The organism is Flagellimonas marinaquae, assembly GCF_003992675.1.
GTDB lineage: Bacteria > Bacteroidota > Bacteroidia > Flavobacteriales > Flavobacteriaceae > Flagellimonas > Flagellimonas marinaquae.
This window is the reverse complement of the sequence record NZ_RZMZ01000015.1, coordinates 701143-715561: the sequence shown is the minus strand read 5'-3', so window position 1 is coordinate 715561 and position 14419 is coordinate 701143. Positions and strand designations below refer to the sequence as shown.

Genomic DNA, 14419 nt, shown 5'->3' with positions numbered 1-14419 from the left:
GTTTATCCCTTGTAAGTCACCCTATATATGGCATTGGCCTCGTCATCCGATATGAGGAGGGAACCATCTTTGAGGAACAGTAAATCAACTGGGCGGCCGAAGGCCTCTTGGGCTTCCTCGTCCAGCCAACCATCAATAAAGGGCTCATAGCTTACGGCCTTTCCATTTTCCAATTTCACCATCATAATCCTGTACCCTTTTTTGGACGAACGGTTCCAAGAGCCGTGCTGTGCGATAAGCGCTTGTCCTCGATAGGCTTCGGGGAACATTGGACCTTGCCCAAATTTAACGGCTAAAGGTGCTACGTGCGGACCAAGTGGCTGTACCGGGGGCACAAAATCGGAACAGGGACGCTGGTTCCCATATTCAGGGTCCTTGATAGTGCCGCCATGGCAAAAGGGATATCCAAAATGCTGTCCCACTTCGGTCAATTTGTTCAATTCGCAAGGTGGTACGTCATCGCCCATCATATCCCGACCATTATCGGTAAACCACAGTTCTTGGGTTTCTGGATGCCAGGTAAATCCAACCGTATTCCGGACGCCATGGGCAATAACTTCGCGGTTGCTGCCATCGGGGTCCATTCGGGTAATGGAGGCATAGCGTTTATCCACCGTTGCACTGTCGCAAATATTGCAGGGTGCTCCTACGGGAACGTACAATTTATCATCGGGTCCAAAGGCGATGTACTTCCAACCGTGATGAAATTCGGTGGGATAGTCATCGTAGATCAATTCGGGTTCCTGTGGATTTTCCAACTGGGATTCAATATCCGAATACTTGAACAGACGGCTTACGGCGGCTACATAAAGAGCGCCATCTTTTACCGCTACGCCGTTCGGCTGTTCCAAATCGGTAGCAATGGTGTAGGTTTTGTCCGCCTTGTAATCCCCATCGGTATCCTTGACCGCATAGACCTTGCCCTCGTTACGGGTTCCCACAAACAAGGTGCCGTCCGGGCCCATGGCCATGGAGCGGGCTCCCTCCAAGTTTTCCACATAAGTGTCAATATGGAATCCTTCCGGAAGGTTGAGCCTATCCAATGGTAAATTTCCCGTGTATGCTGTTTCCGTAGTGGGTTCGGCATTCTCTTCCGAAGCTTCTTCTTTATTTTCCGTGTTGCCTTTGCAGGAAAGGACAAGTATGGAAAGTAGTAAAATAGATAAAGACCTGAAGGTCGTATGATTCATTTTCATTTTAATTGTTTAGTTGTTTTGGTTTCTAAAAGCTTAAAGCTATGACAAAATCATGGAAAGCGGAAGCGGTTTGGATTTGGATAGTAAATGGGTGCATTTAAAATATTGATGCCGTGCATAAATACTGCTTCCACGCACCTGACCCCCTACTCTTTTTTCTCGTACTTGGAGACGTTCCCCTGATACCCAATGTTCCTACGATGTGAACTTGAAATGGTCAACAAGGCATTTCCATTGGGGAATAGCTGTGCGTACACTTGGTAGTTCTCCAAATCGTCATTGATGGTAAACCGCATAATTTTTCCGGTCTCTCTTTTATTGGACGAAAAGGAAAGTTCTTTGGGCACACCATCAAACTGGATTCCAGCCTTGTTTTGGTTATAAAGTCCGCCCATTTGCCGTTCACCAAAATACGGAAGGTCCGCCTTAACGGTATCCCCTACCATGCGGAAATATCCACCCGTTGTGGTAATATCGATACGGTTGGCCGTACTTCCAAAGGGCAGCAATCCAGCATTCGCAATACTGTTCATCCCTTGGCTCGGCATGGGCTGTGCCCAAAGAGCCTGAATTTCAAAATTCCGATTCTCGATCATATCGTCCAGCGCGGCTATTTCTTCTGGGGTTGCACTATTCTTGTTGGATGCACAGGCAAGGGTCATCAGCAGTAGCACAAAAGCCCCGATTTTTGCTGTAGTCTTCATCATTATGATTTTTTAGTCGATAGAAAATACAAAAAAACGGTATCAATACCTCGACAAATAACGCAGTCTTAACGTTTGAAGCGCTCAAAGATGGCCAGTGTTTTCTTGGTGTTGATGAAATACACCCCCGTTAACAGGATTACGGCCGCCACTATGGATTGCAGGGTAATCTGCTCATCCAAAAAATACCAACCAAGCAAGAGGGCCACAATCGGATTCACATAGGTGGAGGTGGCCACTTTTTCAGGTGATACCGCTTTGAGCAGGTAGTTGAAAGAGGTAAAGGCCACAATGCTCCCCAAAAATACGAGCAACAGCATGGACACCTGCACCTCGGTGCTCCAGCCCAAAGGTGAGGACCATTCCTCGCCGAAGGCAAGGCTCATCAACCCCAAAATAAGACCCGCAAAAAACATTTGGTAGCCTGTGTTTACAAAATAATTGGTGGGAAGGTCGGCTTTTGCCACAAACAGACTGGCGTAGGCCCAACAGATCAAACAGAAGAAAATGGTAATCATGCCTAAAATGGACCCCTCTTGCGCAATGATCTGTTTTTGACTCACCAAGAGGTAAATGCCCAAAATTCCCAGCAGTACCCCGACCATGGACATGGGCTGTATTTTCTTGCCCTGAAGCATACGCATCAACAGTAAAATAATGAGTGGTTGTGCTGAAATCTCCAAAGCGGCAAAACCCGTATCCACATACTGCAATGCCCAAACCACAAAGCCATTCCCCACACTCAAAAAGAGGATGCCCGCAATAGTTGTGTTCCAGAGTTGCTTTTTGGTAATGTGCAGGCTGATTCCCATGATTTTTGCCAGTAGAAAAATGAAAAGACCGGCCACGGTGAAGCGGCAACCCGCCAGCATAAAGGGCTCCAATTCCAATACTGCGATCTTGTTCAATAAATAGGTTGAGCCCCAAATGACGTAGATGGCAAAGAATGCCAAGATCACCAAGGCGGAATTTGAGGATTTTCCCATAGCAAGCTGGTTTAATTGCCCTGCAATATTACGTATGTTTCCTAAAGAAACCGCTATGGCCGCACCATTTGGAATAAAATAAATCAGGAAATTCTAAAGGGGTTTGTCCAACTCCAATAAATACGAGGCAAAATCACTTTCCAATTTTTTGAAGCGATTAATGTGGTTTTCCACTTCCTTTTGGTCAAGGTCACCAAAGTCAAGGTGTCGTTGCCGGATGATGGACATGATACGGGCGTCGTATTTTTTGAAGTTTTGGATGCTTTTGTTCAATTCGTAAAACTTTTCGAACCGTCGCGGACATTTTGGTTCATGGGTATACGATTTCAACTTTTCGTTCAACCGTTGCACCATTCTATGATTGCGTTCCACCCGCATCACCAGTGCTTGTTGCTCTTTGGTAGTAAATTGGGTTAGGTGGCTCATAAACTGATGTGAAATTTTAACATTAACGAATTGACATCCATTAAGTTAAACAAAATTCATGAAACCGTACGAGGCTTAACTATCTTTTAATGGTTTATTTAACATTCATAAAAAAAGGCCCGGATTTTCCGGGCCTTTCTCAATTTATACGGGATAAAATTATTTAATTCCCTGTTTGCTCACGGGCTTCTTCCTTCAGTTCATCACTGGCAATAATGGCCAACTCTACCCGTCGGTTTGCCGCTTTGCCCGCCGCGGTTTCGTTGCTTTCCACGGGCTGCTCCTCCCCATACCATTTGGTGGTAAAGCGTCCACTGGAAATACCTTTGGAAACCAAATAAGAGGTTACGGCCTGCGCCCTACGTTGCGAAAGGCTCATGTTATATTCCGCTGCACCATCGCTGTCGGTATGCCCTTCTACTAAAATGTTGGTCTTGGGATACTCTTTAAAAATGCCGGCCAATTTATCCAAGGTAGTGGCGGAGGCACCCTTGATATCGGATTTATTGGTATCAAAATAGACACCGTTTTCTCCGCTAAAGGTCACGTTGATTCCTTCACCGACACGTTGTACTTCGGCACCTGGGATTTCTTCTTCGATACGTTCCGCCTGACGATCCATACGATTACCGATGTATCCTCCGGCAGCACCACCTACAACTGCACCGATGATGGCACCCAAAGCGGTGTTACCCTTTCCTACGTTATTACCGATCACACCACCAATTACTGCGCCGCTACCGGCGCCAATGGCAGCTCCTTTTTGGGTGTTGTTCGCATTTTTGACGGCGTCGCAACTAATGATCATGGATAGCGCCATAAAGGCCGCCGCTCCTTTTAAAACTATATTTTTCATCTAATTATCTTTTTGAGAATTCGTAAACAATGGTCACAGGCTGACCATCCACTGAAACATTGGAATTTAAGGTCATGGATTGCTCGGACAGGCTAACAATATTCAAACGGTATCCATAGCCTCCCGAAATATCCTTTCGGTTTTCATCGATAAATTTGAATTGAAGTTGGCTCTGATAGTTTTGTTCCGGTTCCACTACGGACCATCTAAAAAAACGGTCTCCCCCTTGGCAGAGCGAGCTCTGTGCAATGGTATATCGCCCAGTGCTGTTGTTATCCCGAAAGAACCATTGACTGCCTTCGAAGCAGATATCCTCCGCATCGTTGAACAAGGTGGATTTAAATGTTCCAGAATTGTTTTGGTAGTACACATTGTCCAAATTCCAAGTGCCGCTGAACAGATTGCGTTGCGTTCTAGCGCTTTTGGAAACGGAGCACGATGAGAGCAAAAGGCCCATCATGGTCATCAATAAAAGTGATCGTTTCATCATAAGTATTAAGTTAATGTTCAAAAAATATACGATTGGGGACGTATTTCTAGTTGTTAAAGTATTAAAAAAGGTCTAAATCGCCTACTTAATAGTGATATAATTCCAATAATTCGGACGCAAACCTACTTTTTGGCAAATACTTGTTTTCTAGCGCTTTAGCAAATGGAACAGGAGTCTCCAAGCTACCTACTCGCTTTACGGGCGCATCCAAATATTCAAAACAATTTTCCATGACCAAGGCCGAAATATCGCTGGCTATTCCGCCAAAAAGGGTGTCTTCCTGCAGTATGATGAGTTTCCCTGTTTTTTTGACCGAATCATAGATTGCTTCGGTATCCAAAGGTTGAAGCGTGCGCAGATCTATCAGGTCGGCATCAATTTCTGGGTAGTTTTCCAATGTTTCCAAAGCCCAGTGCACTCCAGCGCCATATGTCACTACTGTAATCGCATCACCTTTCCGAAGCAATTTTGCCTTACCAAAGGGAAGTGTGTAGTAATCGGTGGACACATCACCCTTCACGCTTCGGTATAATCCTTTATGTTCAAAGAACAATACGGGATTGGGGTCATTGATCGCGGTATTCAAAAGTCCCTTGGCATCATCGGGAAAAGCGGGGTATACCACCTTAAGCCCGGGAGTTTTGGTAAACCAGGCCTCGTTGGTCTGTGAATGGAACGGACCTGCACCTACCCCTCCTCCGCAGGGCATTCGTATCACGACGTCTGCTTTTTCATTCCAACGATAATGTGTTTTGGCCAGATAATTGACAATCGGATTGAACCCAGAACTCACAAAATCGGCAAACTGCATTTCCACAACGGCCTTCATTCCATTTATGGAAAGACCCATGGCAGTAGAGACAATTGCGGATTCACAAATGGGCGTATTCCGTACACGGCTCCGCCCAAACTTGGGCACAAAACCTTCGGTAATTTTAAAGACACCGCCGTATTCCGCCACATCCTGTCCCATTATGATGAGTTCGTTATGACGGTACATGGATTGCTCCAAACCTTGCGAAATGGCATCGACAAAACGTAGCTCTTCCTTTGTGTTTGATTTAGGTTCAATTATTTGATAATCAAAATCATGGTACACCTCTTTTAACTCTTTTGTTTCATTTGATGAAATTTCAGGTTCATCAAAAGCCATTTGCAAATTAGCATTGATTTCCTCACTGATTTCGTCCTTTATCGCATCAATTACCTCTTGGGAAATCAAACCTTCTTCAAGCAAAAATGCTTCGTAGTTGGCAATGGGGTCTTTTTTGGCCCATTCCTTCATCAATTTGTCCGGAACATACTTGGTGCCACTGGCCTCCTCGTGTCCGCGCATCCGGAAGGTCTTGAACTCCAAAAGTACTGGGCGCGGCCTTCTCCTGATGGCCTTGCACAACTCATCTACCTTGGCAAACACTTCCAAAATATTGTTGCCATCAATAATTCGCGATTCAATACCGTAGCCTTTGGCCCTATCCGCCAAATGCTCGCAATTGTATTGTTCGTTGGTGGCCGTAGACAGTCCGTAGCCGTTATTTTCGATGCAAAAAAGCACAGGAAGATTCCATACTGAGGCTACATTGAGCGCTTCGTGGAAATCTCCTTCACTGGTTGCTCCTTCTCCCGTGAACACAGCGGTCACTCGCTTTTTTCTGCGTAGCATATCGGCCAAGGCAATGCCATCGGCCACCCCAAGTTGTGGCCCTAGGTGCGAAATCATACCAACGATCTTGTATTCCTGGGTTCCAAAATGGAAGCTTCGGTCCCTACCTTGTGTAAAACCGCTCTGCTTGCCCTGCCATTGCGCAAAAAGACGATGCAATGGAATATTTCGAGAAGTGAAGACTCCCAAATTCCGGTGCATGGGCAGAATATACTCACTGGTTTTTAAGGCATGGGTCACACCCACGGAAATGGCCTCTTGGCCAATGCCGCTAAACCATTTGGATATTCTGCCCTGACGGAGGAGAATCAACATTTTTTCCTCTATCATTCGAGGCTTCAACATTCCTTTGTACAGTTCCAGCAACTTTTCTGGTTCCAAGTTGCCCACATGATACATCATATCAAAAAATTAGGTGTGCTAAAAGTAGTAAAAAGGCGTTCAAAACCATTCAAAAATTCCAAAACCCTCAGCTTAATTCCTTATTTTTGACCCTACATCAAAGATGACGATATGAGTGCGATTCCAAGCGTGGACCTGAGCGATTTTGTCTCGGGCGATTCAAAACGAAAAGAAAAATTTGTAAAAGAAATAGGTTCTGCTTTCGAAGACATAGGTTTTGTCGCATTGAGCGGACATTTCCTTTCAGATGAGTTGGTGGACAATCTCTACAAGGAAATCAAAAAATTCTTCAACCTCCCACAAGAGGTCAAGGATAAATACGAGATTGAAGGTATTGGAGGGCAGCGCGGCTATACTTCCTTCGGAAAAGAGCACGCCAAAGGCAAAAAAGAAGGTGACCTTAAAGAATTTTGGCATTTTGGACAATATGTGGAAGACAATCCGACTTTGAAGGCGGAATATCCCGATAATGTTATCGTGGAGGAGCTCCCCGATTTCAACGAGGTAGGCAAGGAAACCTATAAAATGTTGGAAAAAACAGCTAAATACGTGCTCCGAGCCTTGGCACTCCATTTGGACCTGGAGGAAACTTATTTTGATGACTACATCAAAAATGGAAACTCCATTTTGAGGCCCATCCACTACCCGCCCATTACCGAGGAACCCAAAAATGCCGTGAGGGCGGCAGCGCATGGCGATATCAACTTGATTACTTTGCTGATGGGCGCCCACGGAAAGGGACTCCAAGTAAAGGACCACCAAGGCAATTGGGTGGACGCCATTGCACAACCCGACCAATTGATGATCAATGTGGGCGATATGTTGTCAAGGCTTTCCAATAATAAATTGAAGTCTACCATACACCAAGTGGTGAATCCTCCAAGAGAGCTTTGGGGCACCTCCCGCTACTCTGTGCCGTTCTTTATGCACCCCGTGAGCGATATGCCCCTGAATTGTCTGGAAAATTGCATTGACGAAGAACACCCAAAAGCATTTGCGGATATTACCGCTGGGGAGTATTTGCACGAGCGATTGATTGAACTAGGACTGGTAAAAAAGTAAACATGGACCTCAAAGACCAATTGAAGAACCTTTTTCCCGATTACGAACCGGAAGAAACTCCGGACACCAACGAAGAAAAATCATCCTATTGGCTACAGGACGACCCGATTATCTGTAAATACGAAAAACGCAAAGGCAAACCTGTGACCATCATCGAGGGCTACAATGGAGCCAATAGTGACTTTAAAAAATTGGCAAAAGACCTGAAAACACTGCTCGGCGTAGGCGGTAGCTTTAAAAATGAGTCCATCATCATCCAAGGGGATTACAGGGATAAAATCATGGATTTCCTTAAGGAAAATGGCTTCTCAGTGAAGCGGGTAGGTGGATAACCTATGAATTTAACAAAAAATCGGTTAGGTTTTTGTTTCATGTTAAAAACTTGCCTCCCAGGCCAATGTTTTGTGAAAAAATTTTTGAATTCCTGCTTTAAACATTACTTTTATTCTTCCTAACCAACGAAAGCTAAGCTGAAAATGAAATCACTGTTGCATATTACCAACGGGGACAGTTTCACGTCTAGGTTACAATCTTTAGAATTTAAAGGAGATGTAATCACCTGGAGGGAAATGCTTTGCGAAGGCAAGACCCTTTCCTCAGTAGGAAGTGAATCCTTCTGGAAGACCAGGTTCGAGTTCTTGAACAAGAATTACAAAATATCCAAGTCTTGGTTCATTGAAAAAACCTTAAAAGAATACCGCTCACTCTGTAACCACAAGCAACAAGACCATATAGTTCTATGGTTTGAGTATGATTTGTTCTGCCAAATCAATATGTTGGCCGTTCTGAGTTGGCTCAAGACACACCGAAGACATGCCGAGGTATCCTTGGTGTGCAGTGGAAAAGTAGATGGCTCCAGTAAATTGTATGGCCTGAACGAACTCAGCGACGCCAAGTTGATGGAGCTGTACGATAACAGAAAGGTGCTTTCGCAGGACGATATCGAATACGCCGACTACATTTGGCAGCTCTATTGCAGCGATAATCCGATCCGTTTGGAAAACCAGATGGCCAATAACGATTTTCAGTTTGAATACCTCTCAGAGGCCTTAAAAACCCATCTCAAACGCTTCCCTACCATTAAAAACGGATTGAACGACCTGGAAAATCATATATTGGAAGTGGCCAAGGAACAAAAGCCGAAATCCAAGAAGGAATTGATGGGCAATCTTTTGGCCGATCAAGGGTATTATGGGTTTGGAGACACGCAGTACGACCGAATGATCACTTCCTTGAAGCCATTGTTCAGCTCCTTTAATCCGGTCAAACTCACCAAAAAAGGACTTCACGTACTCAAGCAGGAAACCAATTACTATTCAGAACTACGTGATAATCAGATGTATCTAGGTGGTTCTTTAAAGTATAACTTCCTATACAACACGGACACCGAACGAATCCTGAAACTTTAACAAATGGACGCCTCACTGGGCAGTTCAGAGCTCATCCTTAATGCAGATGGGAGCATTTACCACCTCAATCTCCTTCCAGAGGATATTGCGGACATCATTATTACCGTAGGTGACCCTGATCGCGTTAAAGAAGTTTCCAAATACTTTGATGTAGTCGAAATCAGAAAAAACAAGCGGGAGTTTGTGACCCACACGGGTACGTATAACGGAAAACGTATCACAGCTATTTCCACAGGAATCGGAACGGACAATATCGACATTGTTTTTAACGAATTGGATGCGCTGGCCAATATCGATTTTGAGACTAGGGAAGTCAAACAGCAGAAAAGGACACTACATTTTATACGGGTCGGTACATCCGGTTCCTTACAGCCTGATATTCCTGTAGACTCTTTTTTGATCAGCAGCACCGGTATCGGGTTTGATAATCTACTTCACTTCTACGACTGTGGACACATCAAAAACAACACCCTGGAGCAGGCTTTAACCAAATACTTGGACTGGAGCCCTTACCAAATCCATCCCTACGCCGTGGATTGTGATACAGGTTTGGCTGAATTATTCCATGAAAATCGTATACGATATGGGGTAACAGTTACAAATTCAGGGTTTTATGGACCACAAGGAAGGTCGTTGCGCCTAGCGCCCGCCATCAAAGACTTTAATGAAAAATTAGCTGGCTTTTCACACGAAGGCAAGCAGATTACCAACCTTGAAATGGAGACCGCTGGCATGTATGGCCTTGCCAAGTTGCATGGACACCGAGCCGTTTCCCTTAATGTTATCTTGGCCAACAGGGCCACTGGGGAATTCTCCAAAAATGGCCATCAGAGTATTGATGAACTGATTCGGTTCACCTTGGAATGTATCTCTAAAAGTCAACTGGTATAATTTTCTGGGTGGTTTTTTTTGACAGATACCAAATGGCATCCTATTTTTAAGCAACTAAGCACAGAATGATATGAAAAAGGTACGCATTATTGGAGTTCCGGAACACTTTAATCTACCTTGGCACTTGGCCATGGAAGACAACGCCTTCGAAGATCGGGGAATTGAACTGGAATGGACCGATGTACCCGAAGGAACGGGCAAAATGGCCCAAATGCTTCAAGATGGTGAAGCCGATATGGGCATTATCCTCACCGAAGGCATCATAAAGAGTATCTCGCAAGGCAATCCCTCCAAGATTGTGCAAACTTATGTATCGTCCCCCTTGCTCTGGGGCATCCATGTTGCGGCAAACAGCGACCGAAATTCCATCGCATCTCTTGAGCACGACAAAGTGGCCATCAGCCGCATGGGGAGCGGAAGTCATCTCATGGCGTACATCAATGCGCAAAACCAAGGATGGGACACGGAAAAGCTCCAGTTTGAGATCATCCACAACCTTGATGGTGCCGTAGAAAGCTTGACCCAAGGCTCAGGTGCTTATTTTATGTGGGAACATTTCACCACAAAACCGTTGGTAGATAAGGGAATCTTCAAGCGCGTTGGCGACTGCCCTACTCCATGGCCCTGCTTTGTGGTGGCTGCCAACAAGAACTTTCTTCAAGCGAATGAAGGCTTAGTGAAACACATTTTGGAAGTCATCAATACCTATACGGTGGAATTCAAACAAATTCCCAGTATCGATAGAACCCTGTCCAACCGCTACGAACAGCAATTGGAAGATATCCAACAATGGCTCTCCAAAACGCACTGGGGGCAGGAACAGCTCCCCGAAAAGACCATCAATGAGGTACAGGCTAGGCTGCACGACCTGAATTTGATAGAGAAGATTCAGGATTCATCACACTTCCTTTGGAAATAGTTTTTCCAAAAGTGATGTCAAGTCGAACCTGCCTTTGTCGGCAAACAGGCGCGGTCGAGACCGTATACACCAAAAGCGGCTTCGTTTAATTCTCGATTTGAGTTCATCTTGAGTGGAGTCGAGCCCGATTAATTCCATCATTAGTAACCAATATACCTCTCGACTTGAGTTTATCTTGAGCGAAGTCGAAAGACTCGAGGTGACAGGTTTCACCAATCTATTGGCTCTTTCCCCATTTGGGCTAACAATTTGTTCGTAGTGCTAAAATGCTGGTTGCCGAACCACAGACCCCGGTTGGCACTCAAAGGACTAGGGTGCCCCGATGTGAGGATATGATGCTTGGTTTTGTCAATAAGCTTTGCTTTTTTCTTGGCGAATCCGCCCCAAAGCAAAAACACCACCCCTTCCAGTTCACCCGAAACCGTTTGGATGACCGCGTCCGTAAAGCGTTCCCAGCCCCGATTTTGATGGCTCCCTGCTTCATGTGCCCGCACCGTAAGCGTTGCATTGAGCAGCAGCACGCCCTGCTCCGCCCAACGTTCCAAATTGCCGCTTTGCGGATAAGGTTTTTGCACATCCACTTTGATTTCCTTAAAAATATTTACCAAGGACGGCGGGTGCGGAATACCGTCCTTCACTGAAAAGCAGAGGCCATTGGCCTGATTGGGCCCATGGTATGGGTCCTGCCCTATAATCACCACTTTGGTTTCTTGGAACGGACAGTGATCGAAAGCAGAAAAGATATCCTTACCCTTTGGGTAACAGGTGTGGTTTTGATATTCCTGTTTCACGAATGTTGCCAAATCCTGAAAATACGATTGTTCAAATTCCCGGTCCAACTGTACTTTCCAGCTAGGTTCAATGTTCACGTTCATGCCGTTCCTTATTTCTTTTTGGTCAATTTATAGATCAAATAGCCAATGCCGACCACAAAATGCAGCAAAATCACTGCTGCAATGATATAGATTACTGTATTATCACTTCTCATAACGCTCCAATGGGTCCATTGGTTTTCCGTAGCTGTCAAAAGTACACAATGCCGATTGTTTTTACAGGCACTACGGTTACAAAACACTTCAAAATCCTATCTTTGCGCTGCTAGTAGAAAAAGATGCGAAACATTCACTCCAAAACACTTCAAGACCTCGAATTCCCGACCGTATTGACCCAACTCGCTGCACGCTGCAATACCGAATTGGGCAAGGAACGGGCGCTGGACATCCAACCGTATCGAAAAAAACAGGAGTTGATGGATGTACTGGGGCAAACCTCGGAGTATTTGGCCTCTTTTTCCAACGACAACCGCATTCCCAATCATGGTTTTGACCATATCAATAGTGAGCTAGGCCTATTGAAGATTGACAATAGCACGCTGGAGATTACAGGTTTCCGAAAAATTGGGGGGATTTGCAGGACAGTGGAAATCCACCAAAAATTCTTTAAAAAATTCAAGGAATACTATCCTTTGCTCTTTGATAAAGTCAACGGACTGGAGCTGCATCCTGAGATTCCCGATGCCATTGACGCGGTAATCGATAAATTCGGCGAAGTCAAGGATTCCGCTTCCAACGACCTCCGTTTGATTCGAATGCAGATCAATGAAGTACGGAGCAAGATCAACCAAAGCTTCAATAGCGCATTGGGGCGTTATCAATCCTCGGATTTTTTGGATGAAATCCGGGAATCCGTGATGGAGAACCGTAGGGTGTTGGCCGTAAAGGCCATGCACCGCAAAAAGGTGAAAGGCACCGTGATGGGCACTTCCAAAACGGGAAGCATCGTTTACATTGTGCCCGAAGCCACCCTGTCCTACACCCGCGAATTGAGCAATCTGGAGTTTGAGGAAAAGGAAGAGATCCAACGTATCCTCAACCAGTTAACAGACCAGATTCGGCCCTATTTGGAACTGTTGAAAGCCTACCAATCCTACTTGGCGGAAACCGACATTACCGCAGCCAAGGCCAAGTATGCCAACGAAATGAACGGTTTGCTGCCCGAAATCAACGAGGAGCGGGAGCTGTATCTGAGGGATGCCTTCCACCCCCTGCTCTACTTGTCCAACAAACGAAAGAACGAAAAGACCTGGCCACAGACCATTAAACTGCATACGGAAAACCGTATTATCGTGATTTCTGGGCCCAATGCGGGCGGAAAAAGTATCACGCTAAAGACCATCGGACTGCTTCAAGTCATGCTTCAAAGCGGGATGCTGATACCCGTGCACGAGCGTAGCTCCGTCTGCTTTTTTGACCAGATTTTAACGGATATTGGGGATAATCAATCTATTGAAAATCATCTAAGTACATACAGTTATCGGCTCAAGAACATGAACCGTTTCCTGCGGAAGTGCAACGAACGGACCTTGTTCCTCATCGATGAGTTTGGAACGGGTAGCGACCCCGAATTGGGCGGTGCTTTGGCGGAAGCCTTTTTGGAGGTCTTTTACGAGCGTGAAGCCTATGGGGTCATCACCACCCACTACGCCAACCTCAAGGCCTTGGCCAACGAATTGCCACATGCCACCAATGCCAATATGCTGTTCAACGCCAAAACGCTGGAACCCACCTTTCAATTGGTATTGGGCGAAGCGGGCAGCTCCTTTACGTTTGAGGTGGCCCAAAAGAACGGTATTCCCTATTCCTTGATCAACAAGGCGAAGAAGAAAATTGAACGCGGCAAGGTCCGGTTTGATGCCACCATTGCCAAACTGCAGAAAGAGCGCAGCAAAATGGTGGAGACGGGCTCCAAGCTGAAGGAAGAGGAAATCAAGGCGCGTGAAGAATCCGAGCGGTTGGAAAAGCTGAACTCGAAGATCAAGTCCAAGTTGGAGAGCTATCAGGAGATGTACGACCACAACCAACGCATGATCCAATTGGGCAACAAGGTGAACACCGCCGCCGAAAAATACTTCATCGACAAGAAAAAGCGCCCTTTGATCTCTGAAATGCTTCGCATTGTGGAAACCGAGAACAGCAAACGCAGAAAGACCACGGCCAAAAAGGCCAAGGAGAAGCAACAGGAGCAACAGCAGGTGGCCCAAGAACTGGAGCAACAGATCAAAAAGGTGCGGGTAGAGAAGAAGATCAAAAAGAAGAAAGAAATCCAGGCCGAAAAGAACAAACCCCGACCCGTGTTTAAGGTGGGCGACCGCGTGCGCTTGCAGGATGGCAAAGCCGTGGGCAGTATCGATACCTTGGAAAAAGGCAAGGCCGTGGTCAATTACGGAATGTTCACTACCAATGTGAGCGTGGACCAACTGGAATTGGTCGAGGCGAAGAAATAAATCCTCAATATCTGGATGGCATGTATTGTCATTTCGAGTGAGCGTAGCCACGAGAAATCGCTAAGTTATTCCCTAGTTGATGGGAATAAAAACAGCCGGCATCAAATGGTTGAACCCCACTTGAGCGGCCGA

General features: G+C 45.7%; 15 protein-coding genes. 6 read left to right on the top strand and 9 right to left on the bottom strand.

Annotation, left to right across the window (positions count from 1 at the left end; genetic code table 11):
- Positions 1–2: 2 nt before the first annotated feature.
- From EO130_RS12570 to EO130_RS12540, 7 genes are all read right to left on the bottom strand, one after another.
- Positions 3–1196: a PQQ-dependent sugar dehydrogenase gene (locus EO130_RS12570; protein WP_127141854.1), complete on the bottom strand. Its 1194-nt coding sequence runs from the start codon at positions 1194–1196 to the stop codon at positions 3–5.
- Positions 1197–1342: 146 nt separating this feature from the next.
- Positions 1343–1903, bottom strand: coding sequence for a DUF4251 domain-containing protein (locus EO130_RS12565; protein ID WP_127141853.1), 561 nt, complete (start codon positions 1901–1903; stop codon positions 1343–1345).
- A gap of 65 nt (positions 1904–1968) precedes the next feature.
- The gene (locus EO130_RS12560) at positions 1969–2886 is read right to left on the bottom strand and encodes an EamA family transporter (RefSeq protein ID WP_127141852.1); all 918 of its coding nucleotides are present in this window, start codon (positions 2884–2886) and stop codon (positions 1969–1971) included.
- Positions 2887–2979: 93 nt separating this feature from the next.
- Positions 2980–3312 carry a hypothetical protein gene (locus EO130_RS12555; RefSeq protein WP_127141851.1) on the bottom strand — a complete coding sequence of 111 codons (333 nt, stop codon included), beginning with the start codon at positions 3310–3312 and terminating at the stop codon, positions 2980–2982.
- Between the two features lie 163 nt (positions 3313–3475).
- Positions 3476–4168, bottom strand: coding sequence for a YiaD family glycine zipper/OmpA-like lipoprotein (locus tag EO130_RS12550; RefSeq protein ID WP_127141850.1), 693 nt, complete (start codon positions 4166–4168; stop codon positions 3476–3478).
- Between the two features lie 4 nt (positions 4169–4172).
- Positions 4173–4658 carry a lipocalin-like domain-containing protein gene (locus tag EO130_RS12545; RefSeq protein ID WP_127141849.1) on the bottom strand — a complete coding sequence of 162 codons (486 nt, stop codon included), beginning with the start codon at positions 4656–4658 and terminating at the stop codon, positions 4173–4175.
- Positions 4659–4743: 85 nt separating this feature from the next.
- The gene (locus tag EO130_RS12540) at positions 4744–6723 is read right to left on the bottom strand and encodes an alpha-ketoacid dehydrogenase subunit alpha/beta (protein WP_127141848.1); all 1980 of its coding nucleotides are present in this window, start codon (positions 6721–6723) and stop codon (positions 4744–4746) included.
- A 111-nt stretch (positions 6724–6834) separates the two neighbouring features.
- On the opposite strand from EO130_RS12540, the gene EO130_RS12535 reads away from it, so the two are divergent.
- From EO130_RS12535 to EO130_RS12515, 5 genes are all read left to right on the top strand, one after another.
- On the top strand, positions 6835–7785 hold the full coding sequence (locus EO130_RS12535; protein ID WP_127141847.1) for an isopenicillin N synthase family dioxygenase: 951 nt from the start codon (positions 6835–6837) through the stop codon (positions 7783–7785).
- Between the two features lie 2 nt (positions 7786–7787).
- Positions 7788–8117 carry a translation initiation factor gene (locus tag EO130_RS12530; RefSeq protein WP_127141846.1) on the top strand — a complete coding sequence of 110 codons (330 nt, stop codon included), beginning with the start codon at positions 7788–7790 and terminating at the stop codon, positions 8115–8117.
- Between the two features lie 144 nt (positions 8118–8261).
- Complete coding sequence (locus EO130_RS12525) at positions 8262–9194, top strand: DUF1835 domain-containing protein (RefSeq protein WP_127141845.1); 933 nt, start codon at positions 8262–8264, stop codon at positions 9192–9194.
- Positions 9195–9197: 3 nt separating this feature from the next.
- The gene (locus EO130_RS12520) at positions 9198–10085 is read left to right on the top strand and encodes a nucleoside phosphorylase (protein WP_127141844.1); all 888 of its coding nucleotides are present in this window, start codon (positions 9198–9200) and stop codon (positions 10083–10085) included.
- A 70-nt stretch (positions 10086–10155) separates the two neighbouring features.
- Positions 10156–11004 carry a substrate-binding domain-containing protein gene (locus EO130_RS12515; protein ID WP_127141843.1) on the top strand — a complete coding sequence of 283 codons (849 nt, stop codon included), beginning with the start codon at positions 10156–10158 and terminating at the stop codon, positions 11002–11004.
- A gap of 209 nt (positions 11005–11213) precedes the next feature.
- On the opposite strand, the gene EO130_RS12510 is transcribed toward EO130_RS12515, so the two are convergent.
- A complete protein-coding gene (locus tag EO130_RS12510) occupies positions 11214–11879 on the bottom strand; it encodes a uracil-DNA glycosylase (protein WP_127141842.1) in 666 nt (221 codons plus the stop codon).
- Between the two features lie 8 nt (positions 11880–11887).
- Positions 11888–12031 carry a hypothetical protein gene (locus tag EO130_RS15490; protein WP_164732912.1) on the bottom strand — a complete coding sequence of 48 codons (144 nt, stop codon included), beginning with the start codon at positions 12029–12031 and terminating at the stop codon, positions 11888–11890.
- An 84-nt stretch (positions 12032–12115) separates the two neighbouring features.
- Here EO130_RS15490 and EO130_RS12505 point away from each other — a divergent pair, with 84 nt between their 5' ends.
- Positions 12116–14287, top strand: a complete 2172-nt coding sequence (locus EO130_RS12505; RefSeq protein WP_127141841.1) for an endonuclease MutS2 — start codon at positions 12116–12118, stop codon at positions 14285–14287.
- Positions 14288–14419: the final 132 nt, after the last annotated feature.

Excerpts from the sequence above, each read along its gene's own strand:
- EO130_RS12505 (WP_127141841.1), top strand. The coding sequence starts at position 12,116 with ATGCGAAACATTCACTCCAAAACACTTCAAGACCTCGAATTCCCGACC.
- EO130_RS12560 (WP_127141852.1), bottom strand. The coding sequence starts at position 2,886 with ATGGGAAAATCCTCAAATTCCGCCTTGGTGATCTTGGCATTCTTTGCC.
- EO130_RS12540 (WP_127141848.1), bottom strand. The coding sequence starts at position 6,723 with ATGATGTATCATGTGGGCAACTTGGAACCAGAAAAGTTGCTGGAACTG.
- EO130_RS12570 (WP_127141854.1), bottom strand. The coding sequence starts at position 1,196 with ATGAAAATGAATCATACGACCTTCAGGTCTTTATCTATTTTACTACTT.
- EO130_RS12510 (WP_127141842.1), bottom strand. The coding sequence starts at position 11,879 with ATGAACGTGAACATTGAACCTAGCTGGAAAGTACAGTTGGACCGGGAA.
- EO130_RS12525 (WP_127141845.1), top strand. The coding sequence starts at position 8,262 with ATGAAATCACTGTTGCATATTACCAACGGGGACAGTTTCACGTCTAGG.
- EO130_RS12545 (WP_127141849.1), bottom strand. The coding sequence starts at position 4,658 with ATGATGAAACGATCACTTTTATTGATGACCATGATGGGCCTTTTGCTC.
- EO130_RS12565 (WP_127141853.1), bottom strand. The coding sequence starts at position 1,903 with ATGATGAAGACTACAGCAAAAATCGGGGCTTTTGTGCTACTGCTGATG.
- EO130_RS12515 (WP_127141843.1), top strand. The coding sequence starts at position 10,156 with ATGAAAAAGGTACGCATTATTGGAGTTCCGGAACACTTTAATCTACCT.
- EO130_RS12520 (WP_127141844.1), top strand. The coding sequence starts at position 9,198 with ATGGACGCCTCACTGGGCAGTTCAGAGCTCATCCTTAATGCAGATGGG.
- EO130_RS12550 (WP_127141850.1), bottom strand. The coding sequence starts at position 4,168 with ATGAAAAATATAGTTTTAAAAGGAGCGGCGGCCTTTATGGCGCTATCC.
- EO130_RS12555 (WP_127141851.1), bottom strand. The coding sequence starts at position 3,312 with ATGAGCCACCTAACCCAATTTACTACCAAAGAGCAACAAGCACTGGTG.
- EO130_RS12530 (WP_127141846.1), top strand. The coding sequence starts at position 7,788 with ATGGACCTCAAAGACCAATTGAAGAACCTTTTTCCCGATTACGAACCG.
- EO130_RS12535 (WP_127141847.1), top strand. The coding sequence starts at position 6,835 with ATGAGTGCGATTCCAAGCGTGGACCTGAGCGATTTTGTCTCGGGCGAT.